This is a genomic window from Aquirufa avitistagni (assembly GCF_042715545.1).
GTDB classification, from domain to species: domain Bacteria; phylum Bacteroidota; class Bacteroidia; order Cytophagales; family Spirosomataceae; genus Aquirufa; species Aquirufa avitistagni.
On sequence record NZ_JBBKXZ010000001.1, the window covers coordinates 1,144,755 to 1,166,575 of the forward strand.

Annotated in this window: 17 protein-coding genes; 6 read left to right on the top strand and 11 right to left on the bottom strand. The window is 42.2% G+C overall.

Annotation, left to right across the window (positions count from 1 at the left end; all coding sequences use genetic code 11):
* Positions 1–2 precede the first annotated feature (2 nt).
* The 4 genes from U0R10_RS05015 to lpxK form a co-directional block, all read right to left on the bottom strand.
* A complete protein-coding gene (locus U0R10_RS05015) occupies positions 3–1,712 on the bottom strand; it encodes a GMC oxidoreductase (RefSeq protein ID WP_377982851.1) in 1,710 nt (569 codons plus the stop codon).
* A gap of 3 nt (positions 1,713–1,715) precedes the next feature.
* Positions 1,716–2,234 (bottom strand): gluconate 2-dehydrogenase subunit 3 family protein, encoded by a 519-nt coding sequence (locus tag U0R10_RS05020; RefSeq protein WP_377982852.1) that lies wholly within the window; start codon positions 2,232–2,234, stop codon positions 1,716–1,718.
* 40 nt (positions 2,235–2,274) lie between these two features.
* Positions 2,275–4,167, bottom strand: coding sequence for a putative porin (locus U0R10_RS05025; protein ID WP_377982853.1), 1,893 nt, complete (start codon positions 4,165–4,167; stop codon positions 2,275–2,277).
* Between the two features lie 94 nt (positions 4,168–4,261).
* Positions 4,262–5,266: a tetraacyldisaccharide 4'-kinase gene (gene lpxK, locus U0R10_RS05030; protein WP_377982854.1), complete on the bottom strand. Its 1,005-nt coding sequence runs from the start codon at positions 5,264–5,266 to the stop codon at positions 4,262–4,264.
* A 67-nt stretch (positions 5,267–5,333) separates the two neighbouring features.
* Between lpxK and U0R10_RS05035 the strand changes: the two genes are divergently transcribed.
* Together U0R10_RS05035 and U0R10_RS05040 are read left to right on the top strand one after the other, a co-directional pair.
* A complete protein-coding gene (locus U0R10_RS05035; RefSeq protein ID WP_377982855.1) occupies positions 5,334–6,380 on the top strand; it encodes an o-succinylbenzoate synthase in 1,047 nt (348 codons plus the stop codon).
* Between the two features lie 31 nt (positions 6,381–6,411).
* Positions 6,412–6,813, top strand: a complete 402-nt coding sequence (locus tag U0R10_RS05040) for a hypothetical protein (protein ID WP_377982856.1) — start codon at positions 6,412–6,414, stop codon at positions 6,811–6,813.
* A 35-nt stretch (positions 6,814–6,848) separates the two neighbouring features.
* On the opposite strand, the gene hemF is transcribed toward U0R10_RS05040, so the two are convergent.
* From hemF to U0R10_RS05055, 3 genes are read right to left on the bottom strand one after another with little or no spacing between them, the layout of a single operon-like run.
* Positions 6,849–7,730, bottom strand: a complete 882-nt coding sequence (gene hemF, locus U0R10_RS05045) for an oxygen-dependent coproporphyrinogen oxidase (RefSeq protein ID WP_377982857.1) — start codon at positions 7,728–7,730, stop codon at positions 6,849–6,851.
* Position 7,731: 1 nt separating this feature from the next.
* Complete coding sequence (locus U0R10_RS05050) at positions 7,732–10,350, bottom strand: transglycosylase domain-containing protein (protein WP_377982858.1); 2,619 nt, start codon at positions 10,348–10,350, stop codon at positions 7,732–7,734.
* A gap of 3 nt (positions 10,351–10,353) precedes the next feature.
* Positions 10,354–10,944, bottom strand: coding sequence for an N-(5'-phosphoribosyl)anthranilate isomerase (locus U0R10_RS05055; RefSeq protein WP_377982859.1), 591 nt, complete (start codon positions 10,942–10,944; stop codon positions 10,354–10,356).
* Between the two features lie 129 nt (positions 10,945–11,073).
* Between U0R10_RS05055 and mnmA the strand changes: the two genes are divergently transcribed.
* Complete coding sequence (mnmA, locus tag U0R10_RS05060) at positions 11,074–12,219, top strand: tRNA 2-thiouridine(34) synthase MnmA (protein ID WP_377982860.1); 1,146 nt, start codon at positions 11,074–11,076, stop codon at positions 12,217–12,219.
* Here mnmA and U0R10_RS05065 read toward each other — a convergent pair.
* Genes U0R10_RS05065 through U0R10_RS05075 form a run of 3 tightly spaced genes read right to left on the bottom strand, consistent with a single transcriptional unit; the run spans position 12,216 to position 17,770 of the window.
* Complete coding sequence (locus U0R10_RS05065) at positions 12,216–12,755, bottom strand: metallophosphoesterase family protein (RefSeq protein WP_377982861.1); 540 nt, start codon at positions 12,753–12,755, stop codon at positions 12,216–12,218. The two genes, mnmA and U0R10_RS05065, sit on opposite strands and share 4 nt — an antisense overlap.
* A 1-nt stretch (position 12,756) precedes the next feature.
* A complete protein-coding gene (locus U0R10_RS05070) occupies positions 12,757–13,716 on the bottom strand; it encodes a zinc dependent phospholipase C family protein (protein WP_377982862.1) in 960 nt (319 codons plus the stop codon).
* A complete protein-coding gene (locus tag U0R10_RS05075; RefSeq protein WP_377982863.1) occupies positions 13,703–17,770 on the bottom strand; it encodes a hybrid sensor histidine kinase/response regulator transcription factor in 4,068 nt (1,355 codons plus the stop codon). The genes U0R10_RS05070 and U0R10_RS05075 overlap by 14 nt, the downstream gene beginning before the upstream one ends.
* Before the next feature lie 121 nt (positions 17,771–17,891).
* Between U0R10_RS05075 and U0R10_RS05080 the strand changes: the two genes are divergently transcribed.
* Positions 17,892–19,022, top strand: a complete 1,131-nt coding sequence (locus tag U0R10_RS05080; RefSeq protein WP_377982864.1) for a GntR family transcriptional regulator — start codon at positions 17,892–17,894, stop codon at positions 19,020–19,022.
* Between the two features lie 21 nt (positions 19,023–19,043).
* On the opposite strand, the gene queG is transcribed toward U0R10_RS05080, so the two are convergent.
* Entirely contained in the window at positions 19,044–20,015 is a 972-nt protein-coding gene (gene queG / locus U0R10_RS05085) for a tRNA epoxyqueuosine(34) reductase QueG (protein WP_377982865.1), read from the bottom strand.
* Between the two features lie 77 nt (positions 20,016–20,092).
* Between queG and U0R10_RS05090 the strand changes: the two genes are divergently transcribed.
* Positions 20,093–20,599, top strand: coding sequence for a nucleotide exchange factor GrpE (locus tag U0R10_RS05090; RefSeq protein WP_377982866.1), 507 nt, complete (start codon positions 20,093–20,095; stop codon positions 20,597–20,599).
* Positions 20,600–20,605: 6 nt separating this feature from the next.
* Positions 20,606–21,769, top strand: a complete 1,164-nt coding sequence (gene dnaJ, locus U0R10_RS05095; protein ID WP_377982867.1) for a molecular chaperone DnaJ — start codon at positions 20,606–20,608, stop codon at positions 21,767–21,769.
* The last annotated feature ends 52 nt before the right edge of the window (positions 21,770–21,821 follow it).

The window sequence follows — 21,821 nt, forward strand, 5'->3', positions numbered from 1 at the left end:
ACCTACAAATTCCCTTTTTTCATCTCTTTTACGGCATAATCAACAGCACGTGCTGTCAGCGCCATGTAAGTCAAAGAAGGATTCTGTGTGGAAGTTGACGTCATACATGCGCCATCTGTTACAAATACATTTTTAACCGCATGCATTTGATTCCACTTATTCAACATCGATGTTTTCGGATCTGCGCCCATACGCACCCCTCCCATTTCATGAATATCTAATCCAGGCGCTTGCTTTGAATCACGGGTACGAATGTTCGTAAATCCAGCTTTGGTGTACATCTCCGTAAACTGTTCGATAAAATCCTTAACCATTTTATCATCATTATCATCATAGGAAACATCCATGTGCATTAATGGCAAGCCATGTGCATCTTTCTTCGTTGGATCCAGTGTGATTTTATTAGTCTCTTTCGGAATCGTTTCTCCCATCATGTGAGAACCCGCATACCAGTTATTATTCAACTTCGGATTCAACAAGGAGTTCTTTAAACTTTCACCCACAGCTTCACGATCGGAATGCGTTCCTCTGCCCGCACTCATACCTGCCGCATAACCACGCAAGAAGTTTGTCTCTTGTTTATATAAATTACGGAAACGAGGAATGTAACCTGAGGTCGGCCGCGAACCTTCCGACTTCGTATCCAAATAACCTTCGAACTCAGCAGATAAAGATGCGCGGTAATTATGAAATGCCACATATTTACCCAACACCCCACTGTCATTACCTAGACCTTCTGGAAAACGATCCGACTTAGAATTCAATAAGATCGCATTGGTATTTAAGGCAGCCGCTGTAACAAAAATTACTTTCGCGTAGTATTCAACCATCTCATTCGTATGCGCATCGATCACGCGAACACCAATCGCCTTTCCTTTTTTCTCGTCGTAAATAACCGACTCAACGATTGAATCCGGACGTAAAGTCATATTTCCCGTCTTCGCAGCCCATGGCAAAGTAGATGCATTCGAGCTAAAGTAGCCACCATACGGACAGCCGCGTTGGCATAAATTCCGACTCATGCAACGACCACGGCCTTGTTGGTAATGTATCTCTCTCGGCTCCGACAAATGTGCGCAACGCGCCACGATCACGTGACGGTCTTGATACATCCGTTTAACTTCTTTTTGAAAGTGTTTTTCCACACATGTTAACTCGTATGGCGGCAAGAAATCCCCATCTGGCAAGGAATCTAACCCATCTTTATTGCCTGAAATACCGGCAAAGTTTTCCACGTATGCATACCATGGATCAATATCCTTGTAGTTGATGGGCCAAGGTGTTGCAAATCCATCCCGTGCTGGACCATCAAAATCAAATTGAGACCAACGTTGCGTTTGGCGAGCCCAAAGCAAAGATTTACCTCCTACTTGGTAACCACGAATCCAGTCAAATGGCTTGTCTTGAACATATGGATGTTCGGCATCCTTCACCATAAAATGTTTCGCATCTTCCTTAAACGCATAACATTTACTTACAATCGGATTAGCCGCAATTTCTTCATTTGTTAAACGTCCCCGATGCTCAAATTCCCACGGACTCATCAGGGTAGTTGGGTAATCTTCATTATGTGTCACTTTCCGACCTCGTTCCAACACCAATGTTTTGATTCCTTTATCACAAAACTCTTTGGCAGCCCAGCCACCCGCAATTCCTGAACCGATGACGATTGCGCCATACGTTCGCTTTTCAGCATGCTTTAAAATCTCCATCGTCTATTTTTTGACTGGTACGCACGGATTCCAAAAACCGGGTGCCATTTGATAATTTAAATGATTAACTAATACATATTCCGTGGTCGTATAGCCTTGAATCGTCAAACCTTTCAAGGTAGCCATGGCCTTTTGTGCCTCTGCACCAAAATGCCCTTTTTCCAACAGAAATAAGAATTGCTCCTTTTCAGCCGCAGTTGCATCTGCAATGGCATGACCATTTTCAGTTTGAAACCAAGCAGGAATTTGACCTAAAACTTTTTGAAAGGTTGATTGAGCAGCTGGTTCGTAACAATCTTTGAGCATCGTTTTGACAAACGCTGGAACACCTAGACTGACAGCTCCTGGAATTTTTGATTCTGGAATAATCGCTCCCATCCATAGGTTTAAGGATGCTTCATCGATAGCGGATAATGCTAAGGTATTTCCAGAATTTTGTGCTGATAATGGGTAGGAAACTACGGAACCTAAGGTGGCTAAGGCCATACCTTTGATCCAATCCCGACGAGTAGTAAAATTCATGTTTAATAGGATAAAATTATACCTACAAACATATCAAAAATTAATCAAATAAAAGCCACTTAACCCCATAGGCAAAACTTCTTCGCATGGCAGGATATAAATAAGCCACATAATGATTATCTGAAATTAAACCCTGCGCAGCATTCGCATATTTGAAAAATAAGCGGACCCGATTGATACGTAAACTCAGATAAGGATCCACCTGTACGAATGCGGGTAGTTTCACTTGATTTTGTAAGTGAAATTGTTGGGTCGCCGGCATGTAGGCATCACCGTAGTAGGCCGACAAATAATGTGCGTCTAGACCGATTTGAACATACAGGAGTTTCTTGTATTGCACGTTTACAGCTAGATTCGCATTTGCTGCCAAATTGGGCATGCGCATCACATCAGGTCCCGTCAACGTATTAGCGAAAACATTGGAATTCCAAACGAAGCGCCCACGTTCCCCACCCCAAGCTAATCCTGTACGAAATACGCCGAGTCCCTTAGACTCTTGACGCACATTGGCCAAGCTATCAAAATACACCCAATTCCCAATTCGCTGAATCGTAACTGAAGGTTTAAAATACATTTTCGCATTTCCGATTGAAATTCCACCTTCCAACTGATCAAATGAAATTTGATTCAAGCCTTTATCCCAACGATAAGAGGAATTATACATCCACGTTTGCGCAATACTTGGACTCGACGAAGTCCGCTGAGCTTGTACATAAAACCATGGCGACTCAAACTTAGCCTTTAATTGATAATCGGACCCGATCAAATATTCCCCCTCTGCGGTAAAATCAACGGTTTCAGTGAATTTTTGATGCAACCATAGGCCCACATAATTTTCAAGTCTGTTTTTTGTCACATCAGTCAGTGGATTTTGGACTGACCAATAGCGCTGACGCACATGCGCCCGGTACGTAAACTTTCTAAATACCCCCTTCAATCCGGTTTGATGAATGAATGACTGCCAATTATTCTCGTTATACAACGAATCTGACTCGGGTGCTTGAATGTAATTAATGTACGTTTTAGGGTAAAAACGTTTCCCTAAATTATTCTCAAAATCTAAATCTCTGAATTTGACTTGTCGGCTTTCCACATCCAATCGCTGAAACAACTGCAATCCCTTGAATCCAATAAATTCCTGGTAGACATGAAACTTCAAAAACTTATCTTTTGTCTGGGTCTTCGCAGCCGTCAAATAAGCGGTATTATCCACATACTTCAGCGCCTGAATGGGCGTTAGGTCATTAATTAACATGATTCCACCCTGATCATTTACGGCGTGATCATAGTAATTTATATGAGCTAAAATCCGATAGCGATCAGAACGGGAACGATAATTGGTATGCACTAAAAATCCCCACTGCCCTGTCAAATTTATATTGCGTGCTTTAAATGCATCATCCGTAAAAGCTTTGTCGGAAACGAGACGCTGTAATTCAATGCCAACGTTCCAAAGGGAATCGATGTTTCTGGCAAACGAAAAGTTTAACCGGGTTTGACCACCGGCGCCATCATTAAATTCAACATCAGAAAAAGGGGATTTGGTATTGATATAACGAACTTTTTCAGGCGCAAAAGTATAGGGAGTATAGGCATTATAGCCTAATTGCGTACCTAAGGTCGCTGTTACTGGTGTAAAAATGGATCGCATGGCCGTACCATCCGAACCCAAATTAGCCTGTAAAAACCCACTGCGTTCTTGGAATAAATAGCGATGAAAAAGATGTAAGGTCGTATCGATGCGCCGTTTTTGAATCTGACTATCCATCACATCTTGCTCTATAAAATAGTGCATAGATTCTGGACCATAAATTTGCTTTGTGGAATCATCCAGCGCAGCTCTGCCTGATTTTTGAGGTCCTTGCGTTTGGGTAGTTGGCCTCGTATTCGCCGCAGGAAATCCCCCATTCGTATTCATTCCCCCGTTTCCCATGGGATTATTGGGGTTAGGAAATTGACCTATACTTTGAAAGGTAATGAGACCAAAAAGAAATACGAGGAATCGAATTTTCACGCCGTAAAGGTAGCTATTTTTTAAGATTAAGCGGAACCAGAGAAGTTAACCAAGCCCAAAACTCCGTTTCTTGATCTAAAAATTCCATCTGCATGGGCAAATAAAACAAACGTGACTGCAGTGCCGGGTAGCTCCCTACATGCTCTTCCATCCGCACATAATCTTTGTGGGTTGTTAATATCCCCACTGAAGGGTGTAAGTTGGCCGCCACATGCTCCCAATATTGGTAATCAGCTTGCTGAAAAGCGTAATGATCTGCATAGGTTTCCTGATTCAGGATATCACCAAACTTTTTCGCCGCTTTGAAAAAAGGCAAAGGATCCGCTATCCCGGCGAAAAGATGCCAGGTAGAGATGTTTTTTGCACTGTTTCCAACCGGTACCCCATAGCCAACTTTAGTAAAGAAAACAGGTAAATCAAATTGTAAGAATGGCTCCTTTTGGGCTTCGCTCAAAACATCTGGACAACGATTTACAATCAACGCATGCGCTCTTTTGATCCCATCCGTAGACTCCCGCAAGCGCCCCAAGGGCAATAATTTATCCGAAAAAAATGGCTTAGAAAAGGTGGTGCAAACTAAATTCAAATCAGCCTTCAAAGCACGATGCTGAAATGCATCATCTAATATAATGGCATCCAAATCCTTCATTTCTTCAATACCTTTCAGTCGATTCTCACAGACTGCAACTGGTAAATCAGCAAATTGACGCTTATAGGCTAATGGTTCATCGCCCACAGTAGAGGCATTTGAATCAACATCAACCCATCGAAAACCAGATGATTTACGGCCATAACCCCTACTCAGAATCCCAAAAGTACCCGAAAACTTCCAATGCGAAATCAAGTACGTAACCAATGGGCTTTTGCCGGTACCGCCCACGGCTAGATTGCCTACGACCAATGTAAATGGCTTCGTAACATGCGTGGATGAAAGTATACCTCGATCATACCATGTATTCCGCAAGCGCGTGATTGCGCCAAAAATTCCTGCCAATAATCGAAATACCCACTTTTTCATAATCGACCTAAAGCTAATAAATAATCTAAGGAGGGGCAAAAATGCCACAAAAATAATAAATTGCAACATGATTCAATTGCTCAGCCATCCCCTACAATTCCATTTCGAAGCAGGTACATCGCGTGGGGTACTGACACAAAAAACGAGCTATTTCATACAAATTGAACAAGATGGAAAAATTGGCCTAGGAGAAGCCGGACCATTGCGTGGCTTAAGTCCAGAATTTGAAGAGGATTGCCTACCTGCATTTCAAAAAGCCATCGCCACAATCAAACAGCTCCCAGAAAATCCAGAAGATATAGACGCATTGGTGCAAACCATACCATTTGAACAGCCCTCCTTTCGGGCGGCGCTCGAAATGGCTTTGCTAGATTATTTTCACGCAAAAGATGGGGTTTACTTTGACAATTCATTCGCACGAGGAGTATCAAGTTTACCGATTAATGGCTTGATTTGGATGGGTAGTCCTGAGTTTATGCGCCAACAAATCGCTGAGAAACTAGCAGAGGGTTATACTTGTCTTAAATTAAAAATTGGCGCTATTGATTTCGAACAAGAGATCGAGATTATTTCAGAGATCCGGAAACACTTCTCAGCAGCTGAATTAACGATTCGGGTAGATGCCAACGGTGCCTTTTCGCCACAGGACGCCCCGTCAAAACTGGAAAGACTCGCGAAGCTTGACATTCATTCCATCGAACAACCGATACAAGCAGGACAATGGAAAGCGATGCACGCGTTATGTGCGTTGAACATTTTACCGATTGCCCTTGATGAGGAATTAATTCAGGCTAAAGACCCGCAGGCACTATTAGAATCCATACAAGCACCCTATATCATTTTGAAACCAAGTCTTTTAGGTGGTTTTAGAGCTAGTAACGAATGGATTCAAGCGGCCGAAACCGTAGGAACTGATTGGTGGATTACCTCCGCATTAGAATCTAACATTGGGCTACAAGCAGTTGCGCAATTTACAGGTGAATACCGAAATCCACTCCCACAAGGTTTAGGTACCGGAAAACTGTATACAAACAATTTCGATTGTGGTCTTTCGATTCAAAAGGGGCATATTTATTCCAATCCACATACCAAAAGAACAAATCCTTTTGCCTAAATTTACGGCATCATTTTAAACATTGAATTGAATGAATACGATTGACGAGGCGATGATTGCCATTCTAGAACAACGCTTGAAATTAAGCAAATTGAGTTATTCTGATGATACCTATGATGACGTCGAAGAATTACTACACGATTTGGAAGATGAATTCAACGAAAAATATGGTGATGAGTTGGAAGAAATTCTAGAGAAAGTACACATCAAACATTGCCCAGAATCAGATGTTTTATTGCCTACAGCCTATCTAGCTAAGAAATTTGTGGAAACGGCTGATGGTGAAATTGAAATAGGAAAAAAAGAAGGCGTTGAAGTTGAATGGATCGAAGATCCTGCCGCTGCAACCCGATTAGTATTATTACCCGCTCCTACCCGAATCCTTTTGATGACTCCAAAAAGTCTCGAGGTTGTTTGGGAAGCAGCCCAATAAAACAAAAAAGGTGAGCACGAAATGCTCACCTTTTTTTATACCCAATCAATTCCCTTTTTCAGCAAATCTAAGGTTTGTTGGCCCTCCGGATACCCACTCGCATCATGCATATACTCCCAAGATGCCAATGGCGGCAAACTCATTAATATCGATTCCGTCCGACCATTCGTCTCCAAACCAAATTTGGTACCCCGGTCATGCACTAAGTTAAACTCCACATAACGTCCCCGGCGCAACAATTGAAAATCACGTTCTTGATCGCTAACTGGTTTGCTGGCGTTTGCTTTCATCAAATGACTGTATATGGGAACGAATGTTTCACCCACCGACTTCACAAAGTCAAATGTTTTTGCTTTGTCTTCTTTTAAGTAATCAAAGAATATACCCCCAATTCCACGCGTTTCATTTCGGTGCGTATTGAAGAAATAATCATCCGCCCAGGTTTTATAACGCGCATAAACATCGTCTCCAAACCCATCACACGCCGCTTTGACTTGTTGGTGAAACCACTTCGCCTGCTCCGGAATAATAATATGAGGTGTTAAATCGATTCCACCACCGAACCAACTTTGACCATTGCTCAGTTCAAAATAACGCACATTCATGTGAATAATGGGAACCCAGGCATTGTATGGATGCATCACGATGGATACACCGGTAGCGAAGAATTCAACTTCTTCCGTTACGTTTAAGCTGGTTACCATTTTGGGATGCAACGGGCCAGAAACAGCGGAGAAATTAACACCTGCCTTTTCTAAGATACTACCGTTTTGAATCAAACGTGTACGACCGCCGCCACCTTCCGGGCGCGACCAAAGATCTTCTTTGAATGTTCCTGTTCCATCTGCCTCAGCGATTCCTTGGCAAATACGATCTTGTAAATCGCGAAAATACGCTTCTATCTCTTCTTTATGCATACTAATTAGGACTCTGACTACTTGAATCGGTTGGTTCTGTCGGATTTTCCATCAAGGCATTTAAGGAATCTAACTCCGCATCGGACACCTGAAGCGAATCAGGTAACGTACTAATCCCATTACCACAATCAAAATCTTTCTTGACCACGCGCTTATCCAATCGATCGAACGGTGCAGGTTTATATATCGCTAACGCGGGATCTTTGACTACTTTCAACATAAACCGTTTATAAATAGGCATGGCAGTTTTTGATCCCTCGCCCAGTGCACCGGAACGGAAGTGAATAGATCGATCATCTCCGCCGACCCAGACACCCGAAATTAAATTTTGAGTCATCCCGATAAACCAACCATCCGAATGATTCGAGGTGGTACCCGTTTTACCCGCAAAATTGTGTGCATAGCGATTATTCCCTTCGGGCAATAAAGCTGCTCCATCGCCCCAAAGCAACGAACTGGCGGTTCCTCCTTCATGGATTACTCCTTCCAGCATGGACCGAACTAATTGAGCCGATTCTTTCTTGATCACCCGAGTTGCTGTTGATTCAAATGTTTGAATCACTTTACCATTTTGATCTTTAATCTCCGTGACGAGCATTGGCTCTACATGAATTCCTTCATTTACAAAGGCCGAATATGCCCCAATCATCTCAAATAAAGACACATCAAAAGATCCCAAACCAATCGATGCTACTGGCTTCAAAGGACTCTTTATTCCCATTTTTTGGGCATAATACATGACCGTATCCGGACCTACGATATCGTTGGTGAGGCGGGCAGTGACCGTATTCACCGACTTCGCCAAAGCCCGTTTCAATGGCATCAAGCTATAGGAGAACGTGCCATCAGCATTGTGTGGACTCCAAATTTTCTTCTCCCCATTCTCTTCAATTTCCAAGGAATACGGCGCATCTTCTACAGCAAAACATGGTGATAAGTCGCGTGGACCATCAATCGCAGCGGTATATACGAAAGGTTTGAAGGTTGACCCCGCTTGACGCTTACTTTGCTTCACGTGATCGTACTTAAAGTATTTAAAATCTAGTCCGCCGACCCACGCTTTGATGTGACCCGTATAGGGATCGAGGGTCATCATACCCGCTTGCAAAAAGCGTTTATAGTATTGAATGGAATCGTAGGCACTCATGGTTTGTTGCTCCTCGCCTAATGTATTACGCGAATAAACCCACATTTTCCGTTTCACATTTTTCATTTGGTATAAAACTGAATCCGGATTTTTCGGATATCGCTTAACTAAAGCTTTGTAATATTCCGTCCGTTTCGCTACCGAATCAATAAACCCAGGAATCTCTTTTCCAGATTCATCCACCCATGGATTTTGTCCAGACCAATGATTATCAAACGATTTTTGTGTCGAACGCATGCCCTCTTCGACCGCCTCTTCCGCATGAATTTGCAAACGGGAATCAATCGTCGTTGTAATTTTCAAACCATCCCGATACAAATCAATCTCCATTTCATTGGCCTTCGCCCATTCCTGAATGTATTTCGCAACGGCAACCTTGAAATAATTACCCGTTCCATCATACGGAGATTCCTCATTCTCATGCAAGACAATCGGTAGCGTTGCTAATGAATCATACGCGGCTTTTTTCAAATAACCTGCCTTAACCATCTGTGCCAAAACCACATTTCTACGCTTCCAAGCCTTATTTTCTGCCAAAGGCTTGCCGTCGTACCGCTTTGGATTATAGGTCGTTGTTGCCTTTTGAAGGCCAACTAAAATAGCAGCTTCTTGAATATTCAAACTATCCGCTGAGGTATTAAAATAAGTTTTGGCGGCCACCTTAATTCCATAGGCATTATTGCCGTAATCTACCGTATTCAAATACCAAAGAACGATTTCATCCTTCGTATAAAAACGCTCGAGTTTAATCGCTGTGACCCACTCTTTAGACTTATAGATTAACTTATTTAAACCAGGGATATAGCCCAACAAACCAGTTTTGGTAAAACTCTTTTTTGTTCGCGTTTTGAATAAATTCTTGGCTAATTGCTGCGAAATCGTACTTCCACCCCCACGGTCACCGCCTTTTACAAGTCCAACCGCGACACCCGCCCAGGCCTGAAAATCAATACCTGTATGCTCATAGAAACGAGCATCCTCTGTCGCTACTAAGGCTTGTACCAAATAGGGAGAAATCAAATTATAATCTCGTATTGGTGTTCTGTTTTCCGCAAAAAACTTACCTAGTAGCACGCCATCTGCTGAATAAATCTCGGAAGCTTGCGATAGTTTGGGGTTTTGAAGGTCATCTACACTTGGCATTTGCCCTGTTAACCAAAAGATATTGGTCTCAATGACAAACAAATAAACCATCCCATATAAAAATGTTTTACCAGTAATGCGCCACATGCGAACGATGGGCTTATAATAGGGTGAATTTTTATCTACGCGTGCATCATAATAAGCCTGAATGGCATTGCGCTTTTCTTGGTAGAAATCAATGGCTTGTTGGCCCAATCCCTCAGCCTTCCCATACAATTTGGCACCGATAACCTTTTTAATTCCCGCCAGCAACACATGTACAAGCTTCATGCATGCTTGGACAATCCATGCTTTCCCACGCGAAAAAGAGTGCTGTATCTGCTCAAGCATAGTTTATTCCGTTTCTAATTTTTCTAAGATAGTCATTAAATCCGTGAAATCACGAAAGCCAGGACGATCCTCCTCGCCGGCTACTAAGCCTATTCCTTGGATCGAACTTTGTTCCACCCATTCATCTAAATCACTTTCAGGAATGTCTAATCCGAGAATGATGGGATATTGCGCCGACCATATTTCAATGGATGCTTCCATGCCCATTAATGAATCAACTGAATCACCAACGACCAAAAAATGGCTCACATAAGGTGCAGAGGCAGCAAAAATAGCTGGTAAATTATCTGTATCGATATTAACACGGAGAATCTTGGGTATGTCAATCGACTGGATAGCAACTAACGAGACACTCGAATCAATCTCAATCACATCCGGTTTGTATGTTGACACAGCTTCACGAATCTGCTCAGCAGTCGCCTTGGTAAATTCACCTACGATTTGAACGCCTGCTAACCAATTGCGAATTTCCGTGAAGCGCTCAAGCGTTAAATCCAATAATGGAAAACCTAACCACTCGACGCCCATTCCTGCACAATACCGCGCGTCTGACAAATTAGCAATGGATGAAACTTTAACCTGGGTTTTCAACATAGTAGTCTCGAAAATAAACGAGGACAAAAGTACGTTTTCAATGGGTAAATACCAAGATAATTGGCCGTTTGGCGAAATAAATCCTAACTTGCGGAAAATTTACAGCAGGCTTTGAACCTGTAAGGAAATATGGAATCAAAAGGACGCGTTTTAGTCGCCATGAGCGGCGGCATCGACAGCTCAGTCGCAGCTGTTTTATTACACGAACAAGGTTATGAGGTCATTGGAATGACCATGAAGACCTGGGACTATGCTAGTTCTGGTGGAGATAAGAAAGAAACCGGTTGCTGTTCCCTCGATTCCATAAATGATGCGAGACACATCGCTGTGTCGCTCGGTTTTCCCCATTATATATTAGATATCCGTGAAGAATTTGGTGATTCGGTCATCGATTACTTTACGCAAGAATACGTGGACGGACGTACCCCAAACCCATGTGTCATGTGCAATACGCACATAAAATGGGACGCATTACTTCGGCGTGCGGATCAATTAGGTTGTGAGTATATTGCGACCGGACACTATGCTCAGACACGTGAGGAAAATGGCCGACACATCATTTCGAAAGGGGTAGATACCTTAAAAGATCAGAGTTACGTGCTTTGGGGAGTTTCACAATCCAGCCTGGCACGCACCATTTTACCATTAGGTGGATTAACCAAAGCGCGCATTCGTGAGATGGCTACCGAACGTGGTTTTGTAGATTTAGTGAATAAATCTGAAAGCTACGAAATCTGCTTTGTGCCTGATAATGATTATCGTGGTTTTTTAAAGCGTAGATTACCTGAATTAGAAGCCGAAGTTGCCGGTGGAAATTTTGTGGACACGTCTGGAAAGGTGATTGGTACGCATGAGGGCTATCCGTTTTATACGGTAGGCCAACGGAAAGGTTTGGGAAAAGCTTTTGGATTCCCAACTTATGTGATTGAAATTCGCAAAGAAACCAATGAAGTTGTGATTGGCGAGATAGCTGATTTAAATCGGACCGGCATGTGGGTAGGCCAGCTCAACCTTCAAAAGTATGCCGAAATCCCTGCAGAAGGCATAGAAACACTAACAAAGGTTCGATATAAAGATGCCGGAACGGATGCAGTCATTTACCAGCACGGCGCCAAAATTAAAGTTGACTTTCATGCGCAAGTCAGTGGAATTGCCCCAGGCCAAGCAGCCGTTTTCTACGAAGGAAATGATGTGATTGGTGGCGGTTGGATCTTAAAATCATTCCAAAAAGGGAGTGTATTTGAGCATGTGCAATCGTTTGAGGTGGCCAACTAGGGAATCAACTTTGCTTCTTCGGGAGTTAACTTCACTTTAATGCGTGGCATTTGGATGACCTCCATGTCATATATCCTAGCTCCGTCTATCTTAAAACGTAAAGCCGTTTGCTCCGGATGAAAACCATGTTGGCCCGCCGCACCCGGATTCAAAAACAGCATATTATTACGTTTGGCATCCCGCTTAATTTGCAAGATATGCGAATGCCCGCAGACAAAAATCATAGGTAAACCTTTTGAGAATGCCTCTAAGGCATCAGGTTTGTAATTCGAGGGGGCTCCTGCGATATGCGTCATGGCAACCGTCACATCTTCACAACGAAAACGCCGAATTTTGGGATACATATTTCGAATGGTTCGGTCATCAATATTCCCGTATACGCCAGCAATCGGCTTTCCGTAAGCGGCTAATTTATCCGCCAGCTCCACAGATCCCCAATCTCCCGCATGCCAAATTTGATCACATGCCTTGAGATGTTCATCCAGGCGTGGATCCAAATAACTATGCGTATCGGAGAGTAATAAAACCTTAACCATCTTACTTCGCTTTTACCGAAATTAGCGCACCACTGGAAATGAGCGCATTCTTTTTCCAAATTACACGTTCCTCAGCTAAGCGAGCATTCACCGCCGCATCTTGGTTTACCCAAGCAGGGGATCCAGCATCTTTCCAAGCCGAAAACCAAAAGGATGCCACCCGCGAGGAAGCCAATAACATGCGTTTTTGAACCGACACCCCTACCTTGGCTCCATACGCTTGAATAAAGGCTTTGGTATAATAGCGTTGCTTCCGACCATATTTCTCCACCATTTCAAAGGAACCATCCTCTCCTAATGCCGCGCGAACTTCTTTTTCAGCGCTAAACATCGTAGGCAACATGGCATGTGACTCCAATAAAATCTGGAAAATGAAATCTTGAGGTTTGGCAATGTATTGAACACCAGCTACTTGGCTCAAATTATACGTCTGCAATTGATCTTCAGGTACTAAACTTTCCCATAAGACGTGCATTCCTTTTTGGCCGGTCAACTGCCCATCGTGATTTTTTGTGGTATGTAAAGGCACGTGTGCATCCGCCACATAATGCCCTAAATCAGCTGCATAAAAAAGGACTGAATCCCGCATTTCATGCTTGAACGCATGCACTAAGCGGCCATACACACGGGTAACTTCCCAAGGCACCAAGCCTTCTTTGCGCAAACTATCTAGCGTATACTTTTTTACCGCGGCGTTAAAATCATGTGGAATATCGGTTTTATAATTGGCACCAAACAACGGCGCATCCATATCCAAATAATGCTTGGCATCTTCCAATTTATCATCTTTCCGACGCACATCCGGACGAATGGATTGTTGGACGATGTATTCCTGATTCGCATAAAAATACGACGCTAACCCATCCGGCAATTGGTAAATAGACACTTGTTGCAACGTCTTGTGCGCCAAAAATCCCCAAGAGGAACATAGGACAAGAATGAAAAGACTAATTTTCTTCATGAGTTGGTTTGATGAATGATTTTGGCGATTTGCCATATTGTTTTTTAAAGGCTCTTGCGAAGTAAGCAGGGTCATTAAAGCCCACTTGATACGCGATTTCAGAAATGTTAAAAGTTGAATTTTCTAATAAAACTTTAGCCTGCTGCAAGCGTATCGACCGAATAAATTCGTTGGCCGCTAAGGATGTCAACATCTTCAACTTCCTGTACAACTGCATTTTACTCATATCTAGGCCTTTTTCAAGGTCCTCTACGTCAAAGTCGGCATTACTCAAATTCGCAATAATCAACTGCGTTGCCTTCACCAGAAAAGCATCCTCAAAGGTAGGCAATTTCCCTTCACTCAATTCCTGTTGGATCATCTGCTTTTGCCAATTCTTCCGATTGCGTTCTTTGGACTCCAACAACTTATTCACACGAATTTCTAAAATATCCGCATTAAATGGCTTACTCACGAAGTCATCTGCACCAGACTGCATGCCTTCAATCTGACTTTCTTGTGAACTTTTGGAGGTCAATAAAACTAATGGGATATGATTTGTTTTCGGGTTTTGACGCAGTGCCCGACATAAATTCACGCCACTCATTCCCGGCATCATCCAATCCGTAATCACCACATCTGGCAAATAGGTTAAAGCCATTTCAAGGGCATCCTCGCCTTTCGAAGCTTCCATGACCTGAAATTTAGATTCAAAAATTTCGGCCACAAATTTCCGAAGTTCGGTATGATCATCCACAATTAATAAAATCTGCTTTTCCTTTTCAATCGAATTTTCAGGTGTAATCAATGGCTCTTGCGACTTAATTGTCATCAATTTTTCTTGAACCCACGAGGGGTCAAAATCGGACTTACGCGCCGGAATTCTGAAACCAAATTCACTACCCACGCCCAACGTACTCTTTACGTCGATTTCCCCTAGATGAAGCGTCACTAATTCCTTGCAAAGAGATAATCCTACGCCGGTACCGACCATCGAGATAGACTCTGGGATTTGATAAAAGCGATCAAAAATATGTGGTAAATGTTCCACAGAAATGCCCTTTCCAGTATCTAACACACGAATATTTAGGTGCCTTACTTCCTCACTACCATCCACATACAGCGTATCCAAATTCAAGGAAACACCGATTTTACCATCTTCTGGGGTATGTTTAAAAGCATTAGACAGCAAATTGCTGACACATTTTTCTAAAATATCCGCATCATAATACACGTAGTGCGAATCAACGGGGGCTTTCCAAGTTAATTTGATCTGTTTCTGCTGGGCATAATTTTCGAAACTTTGAATAATGCCATTCATCTGCAGAACCACATCATGCTTAGCAATAATGGGATGTTGTTTTCCTGCTTCAATTTTTGACAAATCCAGCAATTGATTAATCAAGCGCAATAATTTCTGCGCATTTTGATACACGGAGGACATCCGCTTTTCTTGCATCCCGGTTAGTGCTGAGTTTTGTAAAAAATACTTCTCTATTGGACTAATAATAAGCGTCAATGGCGTCCGCAACTCATGTGAGATATTTGTAAAGAAATGGGTTTTTACTTGCTCCAGCTCACGAATACGCTCTTTTTCGATTTCCTTCATCCGAATATCGGTCTTGAAAGCCTCACGAATTTTCACCTCCCGAATAAACAAATAAATCGCTGCGATCAACATGAGCACATAGCCAGCATAGGCCCACCACGTGCGATACCAAGGCGGCAACACGGTTATAAACAATTCAGTGGGTTTTTCAGACCAGACCCCATCCGAATTCGAAGCCTTTACTTTGAATATGTAATCCCCCGGAGATAAGTTGGTATACGTCGCCGACCTCGTTGTCCCCACGTAATTCCAATCCTTTTCAAAACCTTCTAAATAATACGCATACCGATTATTTTTCGGGCGCTGATATTCTAAGGCTACGAAATCGAGACTAAATACCGACTGCCCTGGCTGAAGCGTTATGTGGGTGGTCCTACTAATATCAAATTTTAGCGGGCTATCTTCTTGGCCCGGCTCTACGACCTGATTGAATAATTTGAAGCTAGTCACATACACATCTGGCACATCCAAACGCATACGTAAACTATCCGATTTTAAATAATTCAGGCCATTAACACCACCAAAAAACAACCAGTTTTGTTGATTGGAAACAATAGCTTTCGCCATAAATTCCTTTCCCTGTAACCCATCAGCTTCTTCAAAATTGATAAACCGCAAGGTCTTCCCATCCATTTTTGAAATACCGTTGGTGGTAGTAAACCATAAATCTCCTTGACCATCCTCAGCAACCGCACGAACCGTATTACTCGCTAAGCCTTCCTTGACCGTAAAGACACGAAAATCTTGCTTTTCTGCTTGATACAAATTGACCCCACCCCCATTCGTCAAAGCCCAAATACGCTGTTTTTTATCTTGGTATACCTGCGTTACGTGATTATAACTCAAACTTTGCGGGTCTGCCGACTTGACCAAATGCTTCAGTTTTTGACTTTTAAAATTGTAGATATAGAGACCTGAACCGATTGTCGAAATCCACAATTGGCCATCAGCCATCACCTTCAAATCTGAAATAGCCCGATTTTGAAATGTCTTTACCCCTAAAATAGGAAAAGGAACTTGGTACGTTTTGGTTTGTGGATTGAAGGAGACTATTCCCAGACCTACGGTACCAATGAGTACTTGATTATCATAGGGAAGGATGCAAATGAAATTAGCTTCGCGCCTTCCAGGCAAAAATGGGTAATCGCTTAGTTTCTTAGTCGCAGAAAGGTGATTGAGACCTTTACCCCAGAAACCAATCCAAACTTCGCCATTGGGCATCGCTTTTAATAAGTTAATATCAAAATCACCTGACGCATTAAGTTTATTGGCCGATTCCTTATAGATCACATGATTCAGCTTTCGATTTTTGTGGTCGAAATAAGACAAGCCTAAATTGCTTCCTATCCAAATACCAGAAGCATCTGAAGCCGATAATGCAGTTACTTTATTGCTTAATAAACCCTGAATAGTATTCGGTTTATAGCGTAATACCGAAAACCGGGGCTTTTGAAAAAAACTAATATTTAAACCAGCTTCCCAAGTACCTATCCATGTGTTCAAATCTGAATCTGTATATAAGCTCATCACCGCATACGAGCTGATGCCCACCTCGGGATCAGGATTGGATGGAATGTGTTTGTAACGTTTAAAATCATCCCCCTCCATGACATAAACGCCATTATCCGTTCCTATCCAAATATTTTGTAACGCATCCCGGGTAATACTCGTCACGATATTTTGACGTGCCAACGGATTAGAAGCTTGGTAAAATACGGAACGAAATTGTTGGTTAGTCGGATTAAACTGAAACAAACCGGCACCATCTGTCCCAACTAAAATATCCCCATTCTTAGCTTCATAAATGGCCCGAATCCTAGACTTTACTTGATTTTGTCCGATAGAAAATGGCATAAAACTATGCTTTCCGAGCACGGAGATTAATTGTCCTGTACGGGTTCCAAACCATAACGATCCATTGCTATGTTTAAATAATCGAACCACATCTTTGACCAAAGGATTATTGATTTCAGATTCTGCAGCAAGCAATTTCTTTGTTTGCGTATTAAAAACTAAAAAACCTAGTCCAAGAGCTGCCACTCCTATCCGATGATTCCCTAATTTGATAAATGAAGGAATATTTAAATTGCTAATATCTTGCCCATTGGGCCCGCGTGTAAACCGCGTTATTTTTCCCGTTTGAAGATCCAAATGATTCAAACCAGAAGATCGGGTACCTACCCAAATATTTCCTTCATCATCTTCCACGATGGAAAATATATCACTTCCACTTAAGGTAGTAGGGTCACTGGGATCATTACGATAAATCTTAAAATTGTGCCCATCATACCGGTTCAATCCATCTGCCGTAGCAAACCAAAGAAAACCTTTCTTGTCTTGAATAATTTTGTAAACCGAACTTTGAGATAACCCAGAGGCTGTAGTCAAACGCTCAAATCGATTTCCAACTTGCCCATGAAGGGAAGCTGAAACCAAAAGCCAAATGAAACACAAAAAAGTCCGCAAAGTCTTAAATTATAGAACGTCTAAATTAGAAAAATAAAGGTAAAAGTTACGCCGACTTACCGGTATAAATTCCACTCGACTGAGCCATTAATTCCCGTATAATTCTTTCAAAAGCACTTTAGTGCAAGAATCGTCCACAAATTTGAAAGATTTGTCCAATCGAAAGAAAGCGACTTGGATTACATTTGCTTATGTTATTCATAACGAAATCGCATTAATAGACATGGTCAAGACATTTGTTTCTTTTTCTGCCAAAAACTCGGATAATAAACTTCCTAAGTACCAGCAATTAATCAATTCGCTCTTGCAAGATATCGAAATGGGAGAATTGAAACCGGGGGAAAGATTACCTTCCATTAACGAAGCTTCCGAAGAATGTTATTTATCCCGCGATACGGTGGAACGTGCCTACACGGAGTTACACAAAATGGGCGTTATCACGTCGATCTTTCGTAAAGGTTACTTCATTTCTAACTCGTCTATAAAGACCAAAACCAAAGTACTTTTTTTGGTGGGTAAAATTACGACTACCAATAAAGAGATCTTCGATTCATTTTGCGAGTCATTAGGCAAAAATGTCATGGTGGATATTTACACCTACCAATACAAGACACGCCAGTTTCAAGAAATCATGGCGCAGCAGTTGGGGAATTACCATTATTACGTCATCATGCCTCACCTAATTGAAGAGGAAGAAGAAAACATTAAGTGCTTAAAGAAGATTTCAGGGGACCGCTTGATTTTATTGGATCAAAACTTCAATAGTATTTCCAATGCGCATGCGAGCATTATTTCTCAGCCTAAAACGGCTTTAAACTTTCACTTTTCAAACCAAATAAACCTGTTTAATAAATACCATTCGTTCAATTTAGTCGTTTCAGAGGAGGATTATTTCGATGCTGGATTGATTAACGGTTGCAGTGAATTCTGCGAGGCGAATGGCCTGGAGTTCCAAGTATTGGATGGCCTAGATCCGGTGGATGTACGTGCTGGTGAAATTTATTTCACATTAGACGACAAAGACTTGGTGAAGGCTATCAAATACGGGGAAACAAATGGATTGACGATAGGTGAAAATCTTGGTCTCATTGCATTTAACGATTGTCATTTTAAAGAAATCGTTGCCGGGGGAATTACAGTTTTATCAAATCAACCTAGCTTATTAGGTGAAATGGCCGCTCAATTGATTCAAGACAATGACAAAAGCAGCCATGAATTAGCATTACAGTTTATTATAAGAAAATCACTTTAGGGTTTAATTTGCTGAAATGGGTCATGATTTTCGTGACCCATTTTTTTTTGCATAAGCAATATTGCGGCGAAGACCTTTCAACTTAGTTCTACTGATCGAAGAGAACTGAAATAATTCTTTAAACAGATCCTCTGATAAATCCTCCCAATCTTGCTTTGACAAATCTAAGAATCTCTCGTTAGGTTGAAATGCAATTTCTTGATGTGGTTTAGAATGACGATTCCATGGGCAAACATCTTGACAAATATCACATCCAAAGATCCAATCTTGAAAATTAACCTGCAACTCCGCCGGCATTTGATCCCTCAATTCAATCGTGAAATAACTAATGCATTTAGATCCATCCACCACATAAGGCGTTATGGCATCCGTTGGGCATGCTTCAATACAACGTGTACAGGTCCCACAAAAATCCTTGATAGGTCCGTCGGGTTCTGCCTTCAAATCCACCAAAAGCTCCGCTAAGAAAAAGAAACTCCCTTGCTTCGGAATGATCAAGTTGGCATTCTTCCCTATCCACCCCAAACCAGACTTTTTGGCCCAAGCTTTTTCTAATACTGGGGCTGAGTCTACAAACATACGGCCCGAAAAATCGCCTAGTTCGCGTTGCAAATCTTCCCACAAAAGCTTCATTTTGTCTTTAATGACCACATGGTAATCTTTTCCAAATGCATATTTGGAGACCTGAAAGGAATCTGATAAGACTTGAATGGACGGATCGGGAAAGTAATTGTATGCGAGGGAAATCACGGTTTGGCAATCGTCCACTAGTTTACGCGGGTCTAGGCGTTTATCGAAATGATTCGCCATGTAACTCATCTCGCCGTGCATGTGTTGGTTTAACCAGCGCTCCAAATGCGGTGCTTCTTCGGATAAAAATTCAGCTTTAGAAATCCCACAAAATTGAAAACCATGCTGGTGTGCTAGGCGTTTAATGGTTTGGGAAACGTGAGATGGTGACGCATTCATGTGCCATAAAATTACGAAGCTCACTGAATTTATGCCAAACTGTCAGAAAATAGTTTTTGGTTCATCATTTGAGTAGACGAAAACCCTATTAATTTTGCCTTATGAAAAAGAAAGAGACTGAAAAGCCAATCGAAGAAGAGATCGTACAAGAGACTGCTGAACAAGCACCGACCGAAGAAACACAAGCGCCAGATGAACTGGCCGAAATGAAAGAAAAATACCTTCGTTTATATTCAGACTTTGAAAACTTTAGAAAAAGAACGGCGAAGGAGAAAATTGACCTCATTCAAACAGCCTCTGCTGGATTAATCGTAGACTTATTACCTGTCATCGACGATTATGAGCGCGCACTAGCGAACGCACCAGAAGGCGAAATATCAGAAGGAATCCAATTGATATTTGCTAAAATCACTGCGACACTTCAAACAAAAGGACTGAGAGAATTACCTGCGAAAGGTGAAGTATTTGACGCGGAATTACATGATTGCATTACGCAATTTCCAGCGCCAACGGAAGACGACAAAGGAAAGGTGATGGAGGTAGTTGAAAAAGGATATACATTAAACGAAAAAGTCATTCGCTTCGCAAAAGTGGTGGTTGGTAACTAATTTACAATGGCGCAGAAAAGAGATTATTACGAGGTATTAGGCGTATCCAAGTCAGCTTCTGAGGAGGAAATCAAAAAGGCTTACCGCAAATTAGCGGTCAAGTATCACCCAGATAAAAACCCAGACGACAAAGCTTCTGAAGAAAAATTCAAGGAAGCTGCTGAAGCCTATGAAGTATTAAGTAACGCCCAAAAGAAATCGCAATATGACCGCTTTGGTCATGCGGGAATGGGTGGAGCTGCTGGCGGCGGATTTGGTGGACAAGGCATGAACATGGAAGATATATTCTCTCAGTTTGGGGATATCTTTGGTGGTGGCGGCGACGATAGTCCATTCGGAAGCTTTTTCAACGGAGGCCGCGGAGGTGGCAGACGTCAGCGCAAAGGCACTGATCTACGAATCAAGTTGAAGTTAAACTTGGAAGAAATCGCCAATGGTGTCGAAAAGAAAATCAAGGTAAAACGCCACGTAGCTTGTAAATCTTGCTCAGGCAATGGTTCCAAGAACGGTACTGATTTAAAAACTTGCGGTACGTGCCAAGGTTCAGGCCAAGTAAAACGCGTTCAAAATACGATGTTGGGCCAAATGGTCACTTCATCTACCTGCCCTACCTGTAGCGGCGAAGGCAAAAGCGTAGGTGCTAAATGTGATGCATGTTTCGGAGAAGGCCGCGTGTTAGAAGAAGAAATCATCCCAATCAAAATCCCTGCAGGTGTATCCAACGATATGCAATTATCGATGTCGGGCAAAGGAAACGTTCCCCCGCGTGGTGGCGTAGCCGGTGATTTGTTAATCGTCATTGAAGAAGAAGCACATGAAGTATTGCACCGCGATGGCAATAACGTAATTTTTGACCTCTATGTAAGCTTCGTTGACGCAGCCTTAGGAACCTCTGTCGAAGTACCTACCATCGGTGGAAAAGCTAAAATTACCCTAGAAGCCGGAACGCAGAGTGGAAAAATCTTACGCTTAAAGGGCAAAGGAATCAAAGAACTGAACGGCTATTCCGTAGGGGATCAATTAGTCCATGTGAATATTTGGACCCCGAAAGAAGTGAATAAAGAAGAGCGCGAGTTATTAGAAAAATTGCGTGACTCGGCCAACTTCGCCCCTCAACCAGGGAAATCGGAAAAAGGTTTCTTTCATAAGGTGAGAGATATGTTTTCCTAGAGGTGAGAGGTGAGAGGTAAGAGGTAAGAGGTGAGAGGTGAGAGGTAAGAGG